Annotated in this window: 21 protein-coding genes; 13 read left to right on the top strand and 8 right to left on the bottom strand. The window is 73.3% G+C overall.

Features of this window, described 5'->3' with window-relative positions; all coding sequences use genetic code 11:
• Nucleotides 1–137 precede the first annotated feature (137 nt).
• The gene (locus tag FS793_RS09930; RefSeq protein WP_186329435.1) at nt 138–815 is read left to right on the top strand and encodes a TetR/AcrR family transcriptional regulator; all 678 of its coding nucleotides are present in this window, start codon (nt 138–140) and stop codon (nt 813–815) included.
• Nucleotides 816–857: 42 nt separating this feature from the next.
• Here the strand turns inward: FS793_RS09930 and FS793_RS09925 are convergent, their stop codons facing one another.
• The 3 genes from FS793_RS09925 to FS793_RS09915 all read right to left on the bottom strand — a co-directional run bounded on the left by FS793_RS09925 (nt 858) and on the right by FS793_RS09915 (nt 3,492).
• Complete coding sequence (locus FS793_RS09925) at nt 858–1,670, bottom strand: class II glutamine amidotransferase (protein ID WP_186329434.1); 813 nt, start codon at nt 1,668–1,670, stop codon at nt 858–860.
• 99 nt (nt 1,671–1,769) lie between these two features.
• Nucleotides 1,770–2,600, bottom strand: a complete 831-nt coding sequence (locus tag FS793_RS09920) for a MurR/RpiR family transcriptional regulator (protein WP_144720316.1) — start codon at nt 2,598–2,600, stop codon at nt 1,770–1,772.
• Between the two features lie 7 nt (nt 2,601–2,607).
• Nucleotides 2,608–3,492 (bottom strand): class II glutamine amidotransferase, encoded by an 885-nt coding sequence (locus FS793_RS09915; protein ID WP_144720315.1) that lies wholly within the window; start codon nt 3,490–3,492, stop codon nt 2,608–2,610.
• Nucleotides 3,493–3,567: 75 nt separating this feature from the next.
• Here FS793_RS09915 and FS793_RS09910 point away from each other — a divergent pair, with 75 nt between their 5' ends.
• The 3 genes from FS793_RS09910 to FS793_RS09900 are packed head-to-tail and all read left to right on the top strand — an operon-like array spanning nt 3,568 to nt 7,549.
• The gene (locus FS793_RS09910) at nt 3,568–4,890 is read left to right on the top strand and encodes a glutamine synthetase family protein (RefSeq protein WP_144720314.1); all 1,323 of its coding nucleotides are present in this window, start codon (nt 3,568–3,570) and stop codon (nt 4,888–4,890) included.
• 2 nt (nt 4,891–4,892) lie between these two features.
• The gene (locus FS793_RS09905) at nt 4,893–6,014 is read left to right on the top strand and encodes an amidohydrolase family protein (RefSeq protein WP_144720313.1); all 1,122 of its coding nucleotides are present in this window, start codon (nt 4,893–4,895) and stop codon (nt 6,012–6,014) included.
• A 38-nt stretch (nt 6,015–6,052) separates the two neighbouring features.
• Complete coding sequence (locus FS793_RS09900) at nt 6,053–7,549, top strand: APC family permease (RefSeq protein WP_144720312.1); 1,497 nt, start codon at nt 6,053–6,055, stop codon at nt 7,547–7,549.
• Nucleotides 7,550–7,558: 9 nt separating this feature from the next.
• Here FS793_RS09900 and FS793_RS09895 read toward each other — a convergent pair whose 3' ends face one another.
• Complete coding sequence (locus tag FS793_RS09895; RefSeq protein WP_144720311.1) at nt 7,559–7,762, bottom strand: three-helix bundle dimerization domain-containing protein; 204 nt, start codon at nt 7,760–7,762, stop codon at nt 7,559–7,561.
• A gap of 130 nt (nt 7,763–7,892) precedes the next feature.
• Between FS793_RS09895 and FS793_RS09890 the strand changes: the two genes are divergently transcribed.
• A complete protein-coding gene (locus FS793_RS09890; RefSeq protein ID WP_144720310.1) occupies nt 7,893–9,257 on the top strand; it encodes an ATP-dependent DNA helicase in 1,365 nt (454 codons plus the stop codon).
• Here the strand turns inward: FS793_RS09890 and FS793_RS09885 are convergent.
• From FS793_RS09885 to FS793_RS09870, 4 genes are all read right to left on the bottom strand, one after another.
• Complete coding sequence (locus tag FS793_RS09885) at nt 9,254–10,471, bottom strand: MFS transporter (RefSeq protein ID WP_144720309.1); 1,218 nt, start codon at nt 10,469–10,471, stop codon at nt 9,254–9,256. The genes FS793_RS09890 and FS793_RS09885 overlap by 4 nt on opposite strands.
• 80 nt (nt 10,472–10,551) lie before the next feature.
• Complete coding sequence (locus FS793_RS09880) at nt 10,552–11,184, bottom strand: GyrI-like domain-containing protein (protein ID WP_144720308.1); 633 nt, start codon at nt 11,182–11,184, stop codon at nt 10,552–10,554.
• A gap of 138 nt (nt 11,185–11,322) precedes the next feature.
• Nucleotides 11,323–11,541, bottom strand: coding sequence for an Rv0909 family putative TA system antitoxin (locus FS793_RS09875; protein ID WP_144720307.1), 219 nt, complete (start codon nt 11,539–11,541; stop codon nt 11,323–11,325).
• Between the two features lie 28 nt (nt 11,542–11,569).
• Complete coding sequence (locus FS793_RS09870) at nt 11,570–12,190, bottom strand: hypothetical protein (RefSeq protein ID WP_144720306.1); 621 nt, start codon at nt 12,188–12,190, stop codon at nt 11,570–11,572.
• Nucleotides 12,191–12,395: 205 nt separating this feature from the next.
• Here FS793_RS09870 and FS793_RS09865 point away from each other — a divergent pair, with 205 nt between their 5' ends.
• From FS793_RS09865 to FS793_RS09830, 8 genes are all read left to right on the top strand, one after another.
• Entirely contained in the window at nt 12,396–12,866 is a 471-nt protein-coding gene (locus FS793_RS09865) for a MarR family winged helix-turn-helix transcriptional regulator (RefSeq protein ID WP_144720305.1), read from the top strand.
• 104 nt (nt 12,867–12,970) lie between these two features.
• The gene (locus FS793_RS09860) at nt 12,971–14,518 is read left to right on the top strand and encodes an SDR family oxidoreductase (protein WP_144720304.1); all 1,548 of its coding nucleotides are present in this window, start codon (nt 12,971–12,973) and stop codon (nt 14,516–14,518) included.
• Between the two features lie 9 nt (nt 14,519–14,527).
• On the top strand, nt 14,528–15,070 hold the full coding sequence (gene idi / locus FS793_RS09855) for an isopentenyl-diphosphate Delta-isomerase (RefSeq protein ID WP_144720303.1): 543 nt from the start codon (nt 14,528–14,530) through the stop codon (nt 15,068–15,070).
• Between the two features lie 28 nt (nt 15,071–15,098).
• Entirely contained in the window at nt 15,099–15,962 is an 864-nt protein-coding gene (locus FS793_RS09850; RefSeq protein ID WP_144720302.1) for a phytoene/squalene synthase family protein, read from the top strand.
• On the top strand, nt 15,962–17,554 hold the full coding sequence (gene crtI, locus FS793_RS09845; protein ID WP_144720301.1) for a phytoene desaturase family protein: 1,593 nt from the start codon (nt 15,962–15,964) through the stop codon (nt 17,552–17,554). Before FS793_RS09850 ends, crtI begins: the two co-directional genes overlap by 1 nt.
• Entirely contained in the window at nt 17,551–17,898 is a 348-nt protein-coding gene (locus tag FS793_RS09840) for a lycopene cyclase domain-containing protein (protein WP_260980104.1), read from the top strand. Before crtI ends, FS793_RS09840 begins: the two co-directional genes overlap by 4 nt.
• On the top strand, nt 17,895–18,224 hold the full coding sequence (locus FS793_RS09835) for a lycopene cyclase domain-containing protein (RefSeq protein ID WP_144720300.1): 330 nt from the start codon (nt 17,895–17,897) through the stop codon (nt 18,222–18,224). The genes FS793_RS09840 and FS793_RS09835 overlap by 4 nt, the downstream gene beginning before the upstream one ends.
• Nucleotides 18,221–19,078 (top strand): prenyltransferase, encoded by an 858-nt coding sequence (locus FS793_RS09830; protein ID WP_144720299.1) that lies wholly within the window; start codon nt 18,221–18,223, stop codon nt 19,076–19,078. The genes FS793_RS09835 and FS793_RS09830 overlap by 4 nt, the downstream gene beginning before the upstream one ends.
• The last annotated feature ends 8 nt before the right edge of the window (nt 19,079–19,086 follow it).

Here is a 19,086-nt window from a genome sequence, read left to right as displayed (position 1 = left end):
GCTCGGCGGGCGCCCCCCTCGGCTGGCGCCGCCCGCACGCGCGCGGCCAGGGTACGAATTCGCGACACGGTGTCCACCGGTCGTGCCAGGATGACGGCGATCGTCGCAGGATGGAGCGACGAGGAGGGGGGACCGCCATGAGCCCGCAGCGCAAGGCCCTCCGTACGCCGCCCGTGCAGCGCCGCGCATCCGATCGGATCGACGAGATCCTCGACGCCGCCGCGGCGGTGGTCGACGAGGTCGGCACCGAGCTGCTCACGACGACGCTCGTGGCCGAGCGAGCCGGGGCCGGGGTCGGCACCGTCTACCGCTACTTCCCCGACCGCATCGCGATCCTGCAGGGCATCGCCGACCGCAACGTGCGCATGCTCGGCGAGCGGTTCGACGAGGTCATCGCCGAGCCGCGCGAGGACGTGCTCGACGAGCTCACGGCGCTGTTCGACGCGTACGTGGCGCTGTACCGCGACCTGCCCGGGTACCGCTCGGTGCGCACGGGCGAGACGCTGCCCACGTCGATGCGGCCCATGGGCGCCGTGGTCGTCGAGCTCGTCGAGCGCGTGTCCGCCGCGATCGGCCCGCGCCACGGCATCGTGGTCGACGACGACTACCGGGAGCGGTTCGTCGATTGCTTCCACGTCGTCGACGCCGTCGTCGGCGCCGCGTTCGTCGACGACCCTCGCGGCGACGACCATCTCATCGCGCTCGCGTACGAGGTCGCGCGGGCGGTGTCGCGCCGCAGGCTCGGGCTGCTGCCCTCGCGCATCCCGCTGCGCGTGCCGACCGAGGGCCCGACCGCGGCGGCGCCGGCCGTCTGACGCGCGCGAACCACGCGATCGAGGTCGCCGGGGCGGCTCGGCTCAGGCTGCGCGGCGCGCGGCCTGCGGCAGGTCGACGACCTCGACCTCGAGCGTCGTCAGGTCGACGCGGGCCGCGGTGTGCTGCGCCATGCGCTGCCAGCCCTCGGCGGGCAGCCCGCTCGACGTGAACGCGACCGCGCCATCCGCCTCGCGCCGCCACGAGAGCTGGTAGTAGTGCTCGACGTGGTCGAGCGGCAGGTCGGGGCCGAGCCCCGACGACTCGAACAGCTCGAGCGGCACCGGGGCGCCCTCGTTGGCGTGCACGGCGACGAGCTCGTCCGCCGACAGCACGAGCAGGTTGATCGCCGAGGTCGGGAAGCGCTCGCGCAGGCGCGCGACCGTCGACGTCGTCGCCTCGAACAGCGGCACGCCGCGCGCGACCTCGCGCAGCACGAGCGCGGCGACGATCGCGGAGTCGGTCGTGCCGCCGAGGCGCTCGACCTCCTCGGGCCGCACCATGGCGCGCAGCTCCTGCACGGGGTGGATCGAGCCGTTGTGGGCGAAGGCGATGCCGTCGGCGACGAACGGATGCGTGTTGCGCAGCACGTTGCCCATGCCCTCGGTCGCGAGGCGCAGGTGGGCGATGCGGGCGACGGCCTCGCCGTCGTCGATGGCCCCCGCCAGGTCGGCGCTCTGCGCACCGTCGCTCGGGTCGCGGTAGCGACGCACGTCGCCGGCGCCGTCGACCCAGGCGGTGCCCCAGCCATCGGCGTGGAGCCGTCCCATCCGCTGCCACTCCCGCGCATCGGCGGCACCGAGCACGGCTGCGGCCGTCGTCGCACGGGGAGCGGCGTAGCCGAGCAGTCGGCACATGCGCATCCCCCTTCGTCGACTCCATCCTGGTCGTCGCTCGCGGCGCGCGCATCGGACGACGTCATGCGGCGCAACGTGACGCTGCGCGCGTCCCTCGGATCAGGCGAGCAGCTCACCCTCGCGGCTGGGCTCCCACTGCTGCAGGCGCGCCGTCGCGTCGGGCCCGAGCCGATCGATCGCACGTGCCACGAGGTAGTCGACGAGCATGACGGCGCCCGCCGCGCTGTCGAGCGGCGTCGGCGCGGCGTCGGCGACGGGCAGCACGACGGAGGCGTGGCGCGCGGCGGGGGAGAGGCCGGGATCGGTGACGAGCAGCACGGTCGCGCCCCGCGTCGCGGCGAGCTCGGCTGCGCGCACGCTCGAGCGCTGATAGCGGGCGGAGTCGAACACGACGACCGTGTCCCGCGCCTCGACGTCGACGAGCCTCGTGAGGCTTCGGCCGAGGGGGTCCTCGAGCTGCTGCACGCGCGGCCGCACGGTGGCGAGGTTGATCGCGAGGTGGGCGGCGAGCACGCGCGAGTAGCGCCCGCCCACCGTGAGCACCCAGCCCTTCCTGGCGACGAGCGCGTCGACCGCCGCCTCGAGCTCGGCACCGGGGATCCGCGCGAGCGAGACGACCGCCGCGTCCGCGACGGCCCGGGCGAAGCCCGCGAGGTCGGCGGTCGCGCCGGCGGGCCGATGGTCGAGCTTGCCGAGGGGTCCGCGCCGCGTGGAGAGCTCGGTGCGCACGGCATCCTGCATCGCCGAGAAGGACGCATGGCCGATGGCCTTCGCGAACCGCACGACCGTCGGGCCCGAGACTCCCGCGGCCTCCGCGATCTGCGCGACGGTGCCGAGCGCGCTGGCCGGGTAGTCGGAGCGGATGACGCGGGCGACGCGCAGCTCGCTGGGCCGCAGGTCGGCTGCGTCGATGGCGTCGAGCACGCGCATCGCGCGCCTATGCCGCGCGGCGTCGCGCGTGCGCGAGATCGACGACGTCGACCTGCAGGGTCGCGAGGTCGACGCGGGCGGCGGTGTGCTGCGCCATGCGCTGCCAGCCGTCTCCCTCGAGCCCGCTCGAGGAGAAGGCGACGGCTCCGTCGGCGGCTCGCGACCACGACAGCTGGTAGTAGTGGTCGACGTGGTCGAGCGGCAGGTCGGGACCGAGACCTGAGGCCTCGAAGTCCTCGGTGGGCACGGGCGCGCCCTCGTTCGAGTGCACGGCGATGAGCTCGGCGTCGCTCAGCACGAGCAGGTTGATCGCCGCGGTCGGGAACTCGTCGCGCAGGGTCGCCACCGTCGAGGTGGTCGCCTCGAGCAGCGGCACGCCGGCATCGACGGCGCGCAGGATGAGCGCGAAGACGATCGCCGAGTCGGTCGTGCCGCCCACGCGCGCCACCTGGTCGGGCGTCACCATGGCGCGCAGCCGCTCGACGGGGTGCAGCGAGCCGTTGTGGGCGAAGGCGATGCCGTCGGCGACGAACGGGTGCGTGTTCGTGAGCTCGTTGCGCATGCCCTCGGTCGCGAGCCGCAGGTGGGTGATGCGCGCGGTCGCCTCGTGCTCGACGAGGGCGCTGGCGAGGTCGGGGTTCGTCGTGCCGTCGCTCGGATCGCGGAACTGCCGCACCGAGCCGAGCTCGTCGAGCCATGCCGTGCCCCAGCCGTCGCAGTGCAGCCTGCCCATGCGCTGCCACTCGGCGCATGCGAGGCCGCCGATGACCTCGGCGGCGGTCGTGGGGCGAGGTGCTGCGTAGCCGAGCAGCCGGCACATGGTGCGCTCCTTGAGGTCGAACGGGATGGTCTCCATGGTCGCGCGCACGCGTTCGTGCGAGATGTCGGCCATGTAACGAACAGAACAATCATCGCAGAATCACGCAGATGTAACACACGTGACACGATGCGCCTGCATGATGGGGTCATGACGGATGCCTTCGCAGAGCGCCTGACCGCCGACGGCGCGACCATGCTGGTCGGCACCACCTGGAATCCGGGCGGGCTCATCCTCGCGAAGACGGTGCCCATCCCCCGGGCGACGGCCTTCGCCGAGACGGGCCTCGGTGCCTCGTACACGTGGCACGCCTTCACGATCGACCAGGGAGGCATCGCCTACACCGACCGCATCGGCGCGGTCGGGGATCAGCGCATGCGCATCGATGCCGACGCCGCGCGCGTCCTGCCTGGTGGGCTGGCATGGGCGCCGATGCGCTTCGAGACGCAGGACGGCGAGGTCGTGCCCGAGTGCACCCGCAGCCGTCTCGCCGCCATCGAGGCCGATCTCGCCGCCGAGGGGCTGACGGCGCTCGTCGGCCACGAGCTCGAGATGCTGCTGTTCGACGAGGATGGCGAGCCCCTCTCGCCGCTGGGGTGGGCGCCGTACGGGCTCGCGGGCACGATCCGGTTCGAGGCCTTCATCCGCGACGTGTACGTCGAGGCCGCTGCGGTGCAGCTGCCGATCGAGCAGCTGCACTGCGAGTACGGCATGCAGCAGCTCGAGCTGTCGCTCGCGCCCGCGTCGCCGGTCGAGGCCGCCGACCGTCTCGTGCTCATGCGCCTCGTGCTCGGACGCGTCGCCCGCGACCACGGGCTGCGCATCTCGTTCAGCCCTCGTCCCCGCACCGACTCGGCCGGCAACGGCGCGCACCAGCACGTCTCGCTGCATCGCGACGGGGTGCCGCTGCTCGCCGGCGGCGACGGGCCGCACGGCATCACCGGGGAGGGCGCGAGCGCCATCGCCGGCATCGTGGACGCGCTACCCGAGCTGCAGGGTGCGCTCGCCGGATCGCTGCTGTCGGCCTCGCGGCTCGTCCCGGGCATGTGGGCCGGCGCGTGGGCCACGTGGGGGCTCGAGAACCGAGAGGCGGCCGTGCGGCTGATCGCCGGACGCTCGCCGAACGTCGAGGTGAAGATCGTCGACCCGTCGACGAGCGCGTACGTCGCCTCCGCGGCGATCCTCGGCGCGGCGCTCGCCGGCATCCGTGGCGGCCTCCCGCTGCGCCCGGAGGCCACCGACGACCCGGGCCGGATGAGCGCGGACGAAGGCGAGACCGCGGGCATCGTGCAGCTCACGAGCGACCTCGCCACCGCGATCGACCGACTCGACGCGGGCACGGTGGCGCGCTCGGTGCTCGGCGACGAGCTCGTCGACGCGATCGTCGCGCAACGTCGCCACGAGCTCGCGCACCACGGCGACCTCGACGACGAGACCGCCGTCGAGCGCTTCCGCTTCGCGTGGTCGGTGTGAGCATGCCCGCAGGTGGATCGAGCATCCGCGAGCACCTCGACGCGCTCGCCGTCGTCGACCATCACGTGCACGGCGCCTTCGTGGCGCCCGTGCCGCGCGAGCGCTTCGAGCTCGCGCTCAACGAGGCCTCGACGGTCGAGCTGCCCGCATGGGACTCCGTGTGGGACACGCAGCTCGGCTTCGCGATCCGTGCGCGATGCGCGCCGCTGCTCGACCTCGATGCCCACGCCGATCCCGACGACTACTGGGCCCGCCGCGAGCAGCTCGGCGCCGCGGAGGTCGCGCGCCGGCTCACGGCCGCGAGCGGCACCGACGCCTGGCTCGTCGACGTCGGGTTCACCGAGGGCGTCTGCTCGCCGAGCGAGCTCGCCGCGATGGCGGGCGGCGCTGCGCACGAGATCGTGCGACTCGAGCAGGTCGCCGAGGTCGCGGTCGCCGCGGGCGGGTCGTACGCCGAGGCGTTCCGCGCCGAGCTCGCCAGCCGGCTCGCCGAGCCGCAGGCGGTCGGATGCAAGACGATCATCGCCTACCGCACGGGCTTCGTCGTCGACTGGTCGCACGTCGAGGACGCGGAGGCCGATGGCCTCGCAGACCGATGGCGCGACGCGGGCGGCCTCCGGGTCGACGACCCGCGGCTGCTCGTCTTCGGCATCCGCTGCGCCATCGCGGCCGGCGTGCCGCTGCAGTTCCACGTGGGGTTCGGCGACCGCGACGAGCGACTCGACCACACGAATCCCATGCACCTCATCGACCTGCTGCGCGAGCACCCCGACGCTCCCATCGCGCTGCTGCACTGCTACCCCTTCGAACGCGAGGCCGGCTACCTCGCGCAGGGCTTCGCGGGCGTCCACATGGACGTGGGCCTCGCGATCAACTACGTGGGCGCCCGATCACGGTCGCTCATCGCCCGCTCGCTCGAGCTCGCGCCGTTCCGCAAGATCCTCTACTCGTCCGACGCCTACGGCCCTCCCGAGCTGCACCTGCTCGGGTCGCGCCTGTGGCGTGACGGCACCGCGAGCGTGCTCGAGGGCTTCGTCGCCGACGGCGACTGGTCCGAGCGCGACGCCCTCCGTGTCGCCACCCTCATCGCCGCCGACAACGCGCGGCGCCTCTACCGGCTCTGAGCCCGGCCGCCAGGCCGACTCCGTTCGACAGGATCCCGATGTCCGAGTCCACCAGCACCAGCAGCACCGGCCCCGGCGACGCCGGCACGACCTCGGCCCCGGCCCTCACGCGCACCCTCAACGTATGGGAGGCCATCGGCGTCTCGATCGCGCTCATGGCGCCGTCGATGGCCATCAACATCAACCCGCAGGGCACCGCGGGGCTCGTCGGCCGCGCCGTGCCGCTCGCCTTCCTGCTCGCGACGATCGGCGTGCTGCTCATCGCGTACACGTTCGTGCGACTCTCGCAGCGCTTCAACCACGCGGGCAGCGTCTACGGGTTCGTCGGCGCCACCCTCGGCGCGCGAGCCGGCATCACGGCAGGCTGGCTCAATGCGGCGACGTACGTCTTCTACGGCGTCGTCACCTCGATGGCGGCCGGCATCTTCGTCACCGAGCTCGTCGACGAGTTCGGCATCTGGCCGTCGCCGCCCACCTGGGCGGCGTTCGTGTTCGCCTGGATCGCCCTCGCGGTCGTCTGGTTCCTCGGCTCGCGGCCCGCGAAGCGCGGCACGCTCGTGCTCGTCGTCGTCGAGGGCGTCACGATCGCCCTGATCCTCGTCGTCGCCGTGATCGTGCTCGGCCGGCTCATCGCCGGGGACACCCCGAACGGCACCTCGTTCGACCTGTCCGTGTTCACGGTGCCCGAGGGGACCGACCTCTCGACGGTGTTCCTCGGCATCGTCTTCGGCTTCCTCTCGTTCGCAGGCTTCGAGGCTGCCGCGACGCTCGGCGAGGAGGCGAAGGAGCCGCGTCGCGACATCCCGCGCGCCATCCTCGGCACCGCGATCTTCGGCGGGCTCTTCTTCGTGATCGTCACCGCGATCGAGGTCATGGCGTTCGGCACCGACGAGGGCGGCATCGAGGCGTTCATCGGGTCGAGCGCCCTCATCGGCGACCTCGCGAGCACCTGGATCACGCCGTGGCTCGGCGACGTCATCACGATCGGCGCCGCCATCTCGGCCGCCGCGTGCGCGCTCGCGTGCGTCGTCGGCGCGAGCCGGCTGCTCTTCGCGCTGTCGCGCGACGGTCTCGGCCCGAAGGCGCTCGACCACGTGCACCCGCGCCACGGCATCCCGAATCGCGCGGTCGCCGCGGTCGTCGGCCTCGTCGCCGTCATCGAGGTCATCGGCTTGGTGCTGGGCGCCGAGCCCTACGACCTGTTCGCCATCGCGGGCGTCACGGGCACGCTCGTGCTGCTCGTCGCCTACCTGCTCGCGTCCGTCGGCGCCGTCAGGCTGCTCTTCTTCACCGGTCAGACCACGGTCTCGCGATGGGAGATCGCGATCCCCGTCCTCGGGATCGCGGTGCTCGCCTACACGCTCTTCCGCAACGTCTTCCCGCTGCCCACCGAGGCCGCTGCATGGTGGGGACCCGGCATGGCGATGGCGATCGTCGTGATCGTGCTCGCCGTCGTCCTCGCCCGGCCGGCTGCAGCGCGCCGAGCCGGCGAGCGGCTCACGCAGGCGGAGGGCCTGCAGGCAGCCGCCGACTGACGCGCCCGATCAGGGCGCGTCGTGCAGGCGCTGCTTGACGGCGTGCTCGGTGAGCACCTCGACGTAGTCCTGCACGGGGTTGCCTGCGAGCTTCGCGTGCTCCTCGCGGGCGAGGTGCTCGACGGTGTCGCCGTCGAGCTCGGGATGCCGGGTCGTGATCGCCTGCACGACGTGGTCGACGACCGCGTCGGGCTCGGCCTCGGTGCCGCTCATGCCTCGACGGTGACACGCCCACGTGCGCGGGGCAAGCCCCAGCATCCCTCCCAGCGTCTCGATCGCGGGGCCGCTCCACAGCGGTGCGCCGCTGCTCGGGCCTGCACCGGGCCGCGCGTACCCTGGACGGATGGGTGTGTCGCTGACCGCGGAGCAGCAGGCGGTCTTCGACCGCATCGAGCTGACGCGCGACCACCTGTTCATCACGGGCCGCGCCGGCACGGGCAAGTCGACGCTGCTGCAGCATCTCGCGTGGCAGACGTCGAAGGCGCTCGCGATCTGCGCGCCGACGGGCGTCGCGGCGCTCAACGTAGGCGGGCAGACCATCCACTCGCTCTTCCGCCTGCCGCTCGGACTCATCGGCGATGCCGCGATCGACCAGACGCAGGAGACGCGCAAGCTGCTCAACTCGATCGAGACGCTCGTGATCGACGAGGTCTCGATGGTGAACGCCGACCTCATGGATGCCATCGACCGCTCCCTGCGGCAGGCGCGCCAGCGGCCGGCGGAGGCGTTCGGCGGCGTGCAGATCGTCATGTTCGGCGACCCGTACCAGCTGGCCCCCGTGCCCGGCGACGCCGACGAGCGCGCCTACGTCGCCGACCACTACCGCTCGATGTGGTTCTTCGACGCGCGCGTGTGGCTCGAGGCCGACCTCGACACCGTCGAGCTCGTCGAGATCCACCGGCAGGCCGACCTCGACTTCAAGGTCGCGCTCAACGCCGTACGGCACGGCACCGTCACGGCCGACATCGCGCAGCTGCTCAACGAGGCGGGCGCGCGCACGCCGCCCGAGGACGACATCCTCACGCTCGCGACGCGCAACGACATGGTGCAGCGCACGAACGCACGCGAGCTCGCTCGCCTGAAGGGGTCGGTGAGGAAGGCCCTCGCGGAGGTGTCCGGCGACTTCGGGCCTCGTGCCAAGCCCGCCGAGGAGGTCCTCGAGCTCAAGGTCGGCGCGCAGGTCATGTTCCTGCGCAACGACTCGCAGCAGCGCTGGGTCAACGGATCCATCGGCCGCGTCGTGCGCATCGCGCAGACGGTGCGCGTCGAGATCGACGGCGAGGAGCACGAGGTCGAGCCGGCGGTGTGGGAGCGCTACCGCTACCAGTACTCGCCGGTGACGAAGGAGCTGCGGCGCGACGTCGTCGCCGAGTTCACGCAGTTCCCGTTGCGGCTCGCGTGGGCGGTCACGATCCACAAGTCGCAGGGCTCGACGTTCGAGCAGGCGATCATCGACCTCGGCTCGCGCGCGTTCAGCCCCGGGCAGACGTACGTCGCGCTCTCGCGACTCACAAGCCTCGACGGGCTGTACCTGTCGCGACCGCTGCGGCCCGCCGACATCATCGTCGACCAGCGCGTGCGCGAGTACATCTCGGAGGTGCGCACGAAGGCGGCGGAGGCGAAGGAGGCCGCTGCTGCGGCCGCCACGCCGGATCCGGCGCCGGCGAAGGCGCCTGCGAAGCGACGCCGGAAGGCGGCGGCGAGCTAGCTCGCCGCAGGTGCGCGGCGCGCGAGCAGCGCGAGCGTGCCGAGCGAGACGGCGCCGATGAGCGCGACGAGCACGCCGTAGCCGACCGCGATGTCGTCGAGCGCGAACGCCTCGGCGACCGCGCTCGCGGCGAGGCCCGGGATCGCCGCCGACGCGTAGCAGATGAGGAAGATCGTCGACAGCAGCCCGGCGCGCTGCTCGGGCCCGGCGGTGGGCAGCAGCAGGCGGTTGCCCGCGGTGGCGATGACGCCGCCCGAGAGGCCGGCGATGCCGGCGGCGACGAAGTACACCGGCACGGAGCCGAGGCGCACGCCCACGACGACGCCGGCGATGGCCGCGACGAACACGAGGATGCCGACGACGAGCGGCACCTGCGGGCGGCCCCGGCCCGCGATGGGCCCGCCGAGCACGCCCGGCACGATCGCGCTCGCGAAGACGGCCGCGGCGACGACGGCCGACCCCGAGCCGAGGCTCTCCTGGGCCACCTGCGGGCCGAAGGCCTGGTAGAACGACCCGATGCACCACGTCGCGCCGTACGCGGCGCCGACCGCGAGCACGAGCATCCCCGATCCCCTCGGGATGACCAGCTGCGGCACGAGCGATCGAGTGGCGCCGGTCACGCGGGAGCGAGTCTCGCGGCCGAGCAGCACGAGCACGGCGCACACGACGAGCAGTGCTGCGGCGAGCGCGTAGCCGAGCACGTCGCGCCACGGTGCGAGGTCGACGAGCGCTCCCGACGCGAGGGCGCCGAGCGGCACGCCCAGCATCGGCACGGTGCCCGTGATGAGCGCGGGCAGCCAGGCGGGTCGCTCGGGTGCCGTGTCGACCACGAGCGCGCCGAGGCTCCCGGTCGCGAGGCCGCAGCCGAGCCCCTGCAGGATGCGTCCCACGAGCAGCTGCGGCTCGGTCTCGACCGTGGTGAGCACGAGGGTGCCGACGATCGAGAGCGTCATCGCCGCGATCGCGATCGGACGCCGACCGACGTGGTCGGAGAGCCGTCCGAGCACGAGCAGCGACAGCGCCGCGGCGGCGAGGTAGACGACGGCCGCGGTGGCGATGCCCGACTGGCCGAGGCCGCCGGCGAGGTAGTCGTTGAAGTGGGGGATGGGCGTGCCCGCTGCGGCGAAGACGAGCAGCAGCGACGCGGTCGCGACCACGAAGGTCACGCCGCGCGGCAGGCGGCGGTCGCCGACGGCGAGGCGGAGGGCGGGCATGCGTCCATCCAACCGTGCAGCCGCTGCACGGTCGTGGCCCTGCGAGTTCCCTGCTCGGCGCTCAGGCCGGCGGGCTCGGGTCAGGCGGGCTCGATGGGCTGCCGCAGGATGGTGCGACAGCGCTCGGGCGGCGTGCGGCGCGCGTCCGAGAGGTAGATCTCGTGGTGGCGGCCTGTCATGCGGTAGCCGGCCTCGGGGATCGCGACGTCGTGCAGGTGCGCGAGCACCCCTGCCTCGTCGTCGAAGGCTCCGACGTGGAGGGTCTGCATGCACAGGCCCTCGTCGAGCACCTCGAGGCGCACGTCGGGGAGCGCCGCGAGCTCGTGCCTGGCGGCGACCTTCGCGCGAGCGGCCTCGAGGGCCGCGCCGTCGACGTGGTCGGGCACGACGATGCGCAGCGTCCAGTGCCAGCGACGCTTGTCGCGCTGCGCCGTGAACGACGCCATGTCGTCGGCCCACCACAGGCCCTCGAGCGGCATGACACGGAAGTCGCGACCCTCGGCCTTGCTCGCGAACTTCAGGGCGTAGGCGAGCGGGTGGAGCGCAGCGACCGCCTCCTGGAACCGATCGGCGGTGTTCGGGTCGCCGTGGCCGTCGATGGCGAGGCCGAGCAGCGGCGGCACCTCGACGACGCGCAGCTGCCCGACGCGGGCGAGGTAGGCGTCGACCTCGCGCGCGAGGTCGAGGGGCTGGGGACGCGTGGGATCGGTCATCGGCGTGCACGAAGCGTCGCTGAGCGGGCCGTCATGCGCGATGTGCACGTCACGGTGCTCTCAGCATCACGCCGTGCACGGAGGCCGCGACGCCCGTGCGCCGCGGCCTCCCGCATCCATCGCCCGAGGGCGACGGGACTACTCGGTGCCGACGTGCTTGTCGGCGGTGTCGCGCGCGTTCTTGATCGCGTCGCTGTGCTTGCCGCCCGTGACGTCGTCGATCTTCTCCGAGACGGCGTCGAGCACCTTGTCGCTCACGTCCTCGGCCTTCTCGCTCTTCAGCGCGGCCTGGATCTGGTCCTTGTTCTCCTCCACGAAGCCCTGCGCCTTCTTGGCGAGGTCGTCCAGCGCACCCATCGGTGACTCCTTCGGTCGGTGCCGCGGCTCACTGCGAACGGCGGCCTCGGGGAGAGGGTATGCCCGCGCGTCGCCGAGCGGTAGGGCGGATGCGCGGATCGGGCGGCAGCGTCGACTGCAGCCGCGCGAACGCCGCCGCCACTCGCGCGCAGGCGCTGACGGATGCGGCGGGCAGGTCGGCGAGGTCGTAGTCGTGATCGAGCGCGACGTGCGCGAGCTCGACGCGGGCGAGGAGGGCGTCGAGCTCGTCGACGAGGTCGGCCTCGTCGTCGGGGCACGCGTGCTCGAGCGCGCGCTCGAGGGCCTGGGCGAGGCGTCCGCGTCGCCGGTCGATCGCGCCACCGACGGCGAGCGGGGCGCCCGTCGCGAGCAGGCGAGCGTCGCGTGGGTCGGCGGGCGCACGCCCGTCGCGCGTCCGGTGCGCGTGCAGTGCTGCGGTCGCTCGGTCGAGGTGTCCGACGATCCTCGTCAGGACCGACCGGCGCGTCTCGCCGAGCACGCGCGCGTCGGCGTCGAGGTCGTCGAGGCCTTCGAGCGAGACCGCCAGTCGCTCGAGGGCCGCGTCGAGGGCGCCGGCCGTCGACCGCGGCGCGAGATGGGCAGCGGGCTCGGTGTCGTCGGCCAGCGGCGACAGGGGTGGTTGAGGCAACGATCTCCGTCCGTGGAAGCTTCGCTCCGCGAAGCAGTTGGACGGCACGGCCTCGTCTTCGATCGCTGCATGCGGGCGGAGGCACGCTATCGACGCCGCACGACGATGCTTCGGCTGGCGAAGCATCGTCCCGGCCGTCGCTCGCGCCCGACGCGCGCAGCGCAACCCCTCGCGAGCATCCGCAGCATCCGCGCACGATGAGCACGTGACCGACGACACCATGCAGCAGGCGCGCGAGGACACCGACGAGCACGGCGTCGCCTGGGCGCTCGAGGAGCTGCGGCTGGCCGAGGCCAGGCTCGACCGCCGCAGGCAGGGCCGCGCGCCCACCTCTCGAGAGCGCGCGGCGACGCGCTGGATCTTCGAGCGCGACGACGCCGGCGACCCGGCGACGCCCAGCGACCTCGCCGAGCATCTCGGCATCTCCCAGTCCACGGCGAGCGAGCTCATCGCGAAGCTCGTGCACGACGGCATCGTGGCGACCCGGCAGCATCCGCGCGACGGGCGGTCGAAGGTGCTGTCGCCCATGAACCGCAACGACCACATCGAGGGCGACGACGCGCTCACCGACGAGATCCGCACGGCGGTCGCCGGCCTGACCCAGGAGCAGGCCATCGCGGTGCGCGACTTCCTCGAGCACCTGCGCGAGCTCGTGGACCGCGCCGAGCCCCGCTGACGCCGGACGCGGCGGCCGCGCGATCGCATGCACCGCACCCGCGGGCTTGTCCACCCCCACCCGCGACGAGGTGCCCTGCGGCCCCCGCCCGTAGCGTCGAATCCATGCCGAAGCACGCTGCGAAGCCCGTCGAGCCCGACGACCTCCCCGCCGAGCCGCAGGCGACCCCGACCGACCATCCGCGCCGCATCCTGGTGCTCGGCGCGACCGGCTACCTGGGCGGGCGCCTCGCGCCGCGCCTCGTCGCCCGAGGCCACGTCGTGCGCGCGCTCGTACGCAACCCCGACCGCCTCGCGGGCGTGCCGTGGGAGGGCGACGTCGACGTCGTGCGCGGAGACCTCGCCGACCCCGAGTCGGTGCGCGCAGCGATGCAGGACATCGACGTCGTCTACCACCTCGTGCACTCGATGTCGGCGGGCGGCGACTTCGAGACGGAGGAGGCGCAGGAGGCCCGCAACGTCGCGGACGCCGCGAAGGACGCGGGCGTCGGCCGCATCGTCTACCTCGGCGGACTGCATCCCGACGGCGAGCTGTCGCAGCACCTGCGCTCCCGCGTGGCCGTGGGCGAGGTGCTGCTCGCATCGGGCGTGCCGACGATCGTGCTGCAGGCGGGCATCGTCATCGGCTCGGGGTCGGCGTCGTTCGAGATGATCCGCCACCTCACCGAGGTGCTGCCGTACATGCCCGCACCGCGATGGGTGCGCAACTTCGTGCAGCCGATCGCCGTGCGCGACGTGCTGCACTACCTCATCGAGTCGGCGACGCTGCCCGACGACGTGCACGGCGCCTACGACGTCGGCGGTCCCGACGTGCTGCGCTACGGCCAGATGATGAACGGCTACGCGGTCGAGGCGGGCCTGCCGCAGCGGCCCATCGCGCCGCTGCCCGTGCTCACGCCGTGGCTCGCCTCCCACTGGGTCAACCTCGTCACGCCCGTGCCGCGGTCGATCGCGGTGCCGCTCATCGGATCCCTCATCCACGACTGCGTCATGCGCGACCACCGCATCGACGACGTCATCGCCAGGCCCGAGGCCGGCCTCGTGCCGTACCGTCGTGCCGTCGCGCTGGCCCTCAAGCGCGAGAAGGGCTCCGAGGTCGAGACGTCGTGGCGGGATGCGGCGGGCGACGATGCGCCGCCGTCGGATCCCCTGCCGTCGGATCCCGACTGGGCGGGCACGCTCGTGCTCAGCGACGAGCGCGAGCGCGAGTCGACGGCGCCGCCCGAGGCCGTGTGGAGGATCGTCGAGGGCATCGGCGGCGAGAACGGCTGGTACTCCATGCCGCTGCTGTGGGCGGCGCGAGGCTGGATGGATCGCATCGCGGGAGGGGCCGGCCTCGCCGGCCGCCGCGATCCGCGCCGCATCCGCGTCGGCGAGCAGCTGGACTGGTGGCGCGTCGAGGACCTGCAGCCCGGTCGGTCGCTGCGGCTGCGCGCCGAGATGCGCGTGCCGGGGCGTGCGTGGCTCGAGCTGAGCGTCGAGCCGCACGGCGAGGGCAGCCGCTACCGCCAGCGCGCGGTGTTCTTCCCCAAGGGCCTCTCCGGTCGCCTCTACTGGCTCGGCGTCACGCCCTTCCATCACTTCATCTTCCAGGGCATGGCGGAGCGCATCACGGCCGAGGCGGAGCAGCTCGCAGCAGGCGACGCGCGGTAGCGTGGCGGGATGGAGGAACCGGTCGAGCTCGTGGTGCTGGTCGACGACGACGGCACGCCCATCGGCAGCCACCCGAAGGCCACGGTGCACACCACCGACACGCCGCTCCACCTCGCGTTCTCGTGCCACGTGCTGAACGCGTCGGGTGACGTGCTCGTGTCGCGGCGGGCGCTGGCGAAGCGGACCTGGCCGGGCGTGTGGACGAACGCGTTCTGCGGGCATCCCGCACCCGGCGAGGACATGGAGGACGCCGTGCGCCGGCGTGCGCGCGACGAGCTCGGGCTCGAGCTCGGGCCGCTCACGCCGATCCTGCCCGACTTCCGCTACCGCGCCGTCGATGCCGGCGGCATCGTCGAGCACGAGGTGTGCCCGGTCTTCGAGGCCGTCGCGCTCTCCGAGCCCGCGCCGAACCCGGCCGAGGTCGAGGAGGTCGCGTGGGTCGCGCCCGCCGCGCTGCGTGCCGCCGTCGCGGGGGCACCGTTCGCCTTCTCGCCGTGGCTCGCGTGGCAGCTGCAGGAGCTCGACCGCGACCTCGCTCCGGAGCCCGCGTGAGCGCGTGCTCGCCCGTCGAGGTCGGCTGATGGCCGAGGAGACGGGCCTCGAGCTCTATGCGCGCACCGCCCGCCGGTCGGCCGCGCTCGTCATCCGCGACTACTCGACGTCGTTCGGCCTCGCGTCGCGGCTGCTGACGCCGCGCGTGCGTTGGCAGATCGGCGCGATCTACGGCGTGGTGCGGCTGGCCGACGAGGTCGTGGACGGCCCCGCGCATGCCGCGGGCGTGCCCGTCGACGAGCGGCGACGCCTGCTCGACGCGCTCGAGCAGGAGGTGGAGGCGTCGCTGACGCGCCGCTTCTCGACGAACCTGCTCGTGCACGCCTTCCAGGACGCCGCGGCGGTCGCGTCCTTCGGGCCCGAGCTCACGCGTCCGTTCTTCGCCTCGATGCGCCGCGACCTCGACCCCGTCGACCTCACCGACGAGGCCGAGCTCGACGAGTACGTCTACGGCTCGGCCGAGGTCGTGGGGCTCATGTGCCTCGCGGCGTTCCTCGCCGACGCGCCGCCGGCGCCCCGTGATCGCGAGCGGCTGGATGCGGGCGCTCGCGCGCTCGGATCCGCGTTCCAGCGCGTGAACTTCGTGCGCGACCTCGCCGCCGACGCCGACGGCCTCGGCCGCCGCTACCTGCCGCAGCTCGACCCTGCGCATCCGACCGAGGAGGCGAAGCACGCCGTGCTCGACCGCATCGATGCCGACCTGGCGATCGCCGAGGGCACGCTGCCCATGCTGCCGCGCGACGCGCGTCGCGCAGTGGGAGCCGCCCACGGGCTGTTCGCCGCGCTGTCGCGCCGGCTGCGCGCGACGCCCGCCGATCGCCTGCGCCGCGAGCGGGTGCGCGTGCCCGCGCCCGAGAAGCTGCGCATCCTCGCCGCCGCGGCGGTGCGGTGATGGGCTCCGCCCAGCGCGCGGGCGCGCACGCGCGCAAGCGCATCGTCGTCGTCGGCGGCGGCATCGCCGGCCTCCACTCCGCGGCTCTGCTCGCGCGCGACGGCCATGCCGTGACGCTGCTCGAGCAGCGCGACGAGGTCGGCGGCCGCATGGGCACCTGGCGCGCGGAGGGCTTCACCTTCGACACCGGTCCGTCGTGGCTGCTCATGGGCTCGGTGTTCGAGCACGCGTTCCGCATGCTCGGCACGACGATGGAGCGCGAGCTCGAGGTCGTGCGCCTGGATCCCGCATACCGCGTGTGGCATGCGGGCGGCGAGCCGGTCGAGCTGCGGTCGGATCGCGACGACTCGCTCGCGGTGTTCGAGGGCATCGAGCCCGGCGCGGGCGCCGCGCTCGGGTCGTACCTCGACTCCGCGGAGCACGTCGCCTCGCTCGCGGTCGACGGCCTGCTCTACAACCGCTTCGACTCGCCCGCGTCGCTGCGCGGGACCGGCGTGGTGCGGGAGTCGGGCACCCTCGCGCGCCTGCTGCTCGAGCCGCTCTCGAGCCGCATCGACCGCACGGTCTCCGACGAGCGGCTGCGCCAGATCCTCGGGTATCCGGCGGTCTTCCTCGGCACGAATCCGTATGCGGCGCCGAGCATGTACCACCTCATGAGCCACTTCGACCTCGTCGACGGCGTCGGCTATCCCGTGGGCGGCTTCGGCACGATCGTCGAGGCGTTCGCGCGCCTCGCGACGGCCCACGGCGTCGCGATCGAGACGGGCGCGCGCGTCTCGTCCATCCGCGTCGTCGACGGTCGTGCGGTCGGCGTCGAGGTCGACCGCGGCGCGGGCACCGAGTCGCTCGACGCCGACGTCGTCGTCGCCGCGTCCGACATGCACGCCGTCGAGACGCGCCTGCTGCCCGAGCGGTTCCACGCGCGCGGCGAGCGGCGCTGGGCGAAGGCGACGCCGGGGCCGAGCGCCGTGCTCGTGCTGCTGGGCGTCGAGGGGCGTCTGCCCGAGCTCGCCCACCACTCGCTCATGTTCACCGGCGACTGGCGCGAGGGCTTCCGCGCGCTCGATGGCACGGTGCCGTGGCCGGGCGGCGACGCGAACATCTACGTCTGCGCGCCCAGTCGCACCGACGCGACCGTCGCCCCCGAGGGCCACGAGAACCTCTTCGTGCTCGTGCCGCTGCCTGCCGATGCCTCGATCGGGCACGGCGGGATCGACGGCGCGGGCGACGCCGCCGTCGAGCGCATCGCCGACGACGCCATCGCGCAGATCGCCGAGTGGACGGGCGCGACCGACCTCGCGGACCGCATCCGCGTGCGCCGCACGATCGGTCCTGCCGACTTCGCCGACTGGTTCGACGCGTGGCGCGGCACCGCGCTCGGCCCGGCGCACACGCTGCGCCAGTCGGCGTTCCTGCGCGGCACGACCGCCTACCGCGGGGTCGACGGCCTGCTCACCGCCGGCCAGTCGACCGTGCCGGGCATCGGCATGCCGATGTGCCTCATCTCGGCAGAGCTCGTGCTCAAGCACGTGCGCGGCGACCGCTCGGTCGGGCCGCTGCCCGAGCCGCCGGTCGACGCGGTGGACGCGTGACCCTGCTGTCGTTCGCCTACCTCGGATCGCTGCTGGGGTCGATGGCGGGCATGGCGATCATCGACCGGCGCTGGCGGCTCGCGCTGTGGCACGACCCGCGGCGCACGATCGTCGCCGTCTCCGCATCCACGGCGCTGCTGCTCGTGTGGGATCTCGTGGCGATCTCGGTCGACCTCTTCCGCATCGGCGAGAGCGCCGGCATGACGGGCATCGAGCTCGGGCCGCACATGCCGATCGAGGAGCCCGTCTTCCTCGTCTTCCTCTCGTACATCGCGATCGTGCTGTGGCGCGCGGCGCTGCGGGTGCTCGAGTCCCGCCGGGCCGGTGCGGAGGCCGCGCGGTGACCTACCTGCTGCTCATCGCGATCTTCGGCGCGGCATCCCTCGTGCTGCTGCTCGTCGCGCGCCGTCGGCTCGCGCCCCGCGCCCTGCAGGCGATGCTGCTCGCGTTCGTCGCGCTGGCGGTGCTCACGATCGTGTTCGACTCGCTCATGATCGCTGCCGACCTGTTCTCGTACGGTCCGGGCACGACGGGCATCCGACTGTGGCTCGCACCGATCGAGGACCTCGCGTACCCGGCTGTCGCGCTGCTCGTCGGCGTCGCGGTGTGGTCGCTCGTGCCGGCACGACCGCGAGCGGATGCGGACCGCACACGGGAGGGACGCGCATGATCGGCCGCCTCGTCGCGTCGTCGCGGCCGCTGTCATGGATCAACACGGCCTTCCCGTTCGCCGCCGCGTACGTGCTCGTCACGGGTCGCGTCGACGTGGCGCTCGTCGTGGGCACCGTCTTCTTCCTCGTGCCGTACAACCTCGCGATGTACGGCATCAACGACGTCTTCGACTACCCCTCCGACCTGCGCAACCCGCGCAAGGGCGGCGTCGAGGGCGCGCTGCTCGCGCCCGAGCTGCATCGGCCGACGCTCGTCGCGTCGGCGCTCGCATGCGCGCCGTTCGTCGTGGCGCTCGTCGTGCTGGGGTCGTGGCCGTCGTGGATCGTGCTCGCCGTGAGCCTCGTCGCGGTCGTCGCGTACTCGGCGCCGCCGCTGCGCACGAAGGAGCGGCCGTTCGCGGACTCGATGACGTCGTCGACCCACTTCGTGTCGCCCGCCGTCTACGGCCTCGTGCTCGCGGACGCGACGTGGACGCCGCAGCTCGTCGCCCTGCTCGCCGCCTTCTTCCTCTGGGGCATGGCGAGCCACGCGTTCGGCGCCGTGCAGGACGTCGTGCCCGACCGCGAGGCCGACATCGCCTCGATCGCCACGGTGCTCGGCGCCGCGCGCACGACGCGGCTCGCGATCGGCATGTGGATCGGCGCCGGCCTGCTCATGCTGCTCACGGGCTGGCCCGGCGTGCTCGCCGCCGTGCTCGCCATTCCCTACGTGATCGCGGCGTGGCCGTACCGCTCGGTGTCGGATGCCGACTCGGGTCGCGCGAACGGCGGCTGGCGCTGGTTCCTCGGCATCAACTACGCGTGCGGCTTCGTCGTGACGATGCTCTGCATCCTGTACGCGTTCACGCGCTGACGCGGTCG

The organism is Agrococcus jejuensis, assembly GCF_007679035.1.
Classification (GTDB): domain Bacteria; phylum Actinomycetota; class Actinomycetes; order Actinomycetales; family Microbacteriaceae; genus Agrococcus; species Agrococcus jejuensis_A.
This window is presented reverse-complemented; position numbering and strand designations above follow the sequence as displayed.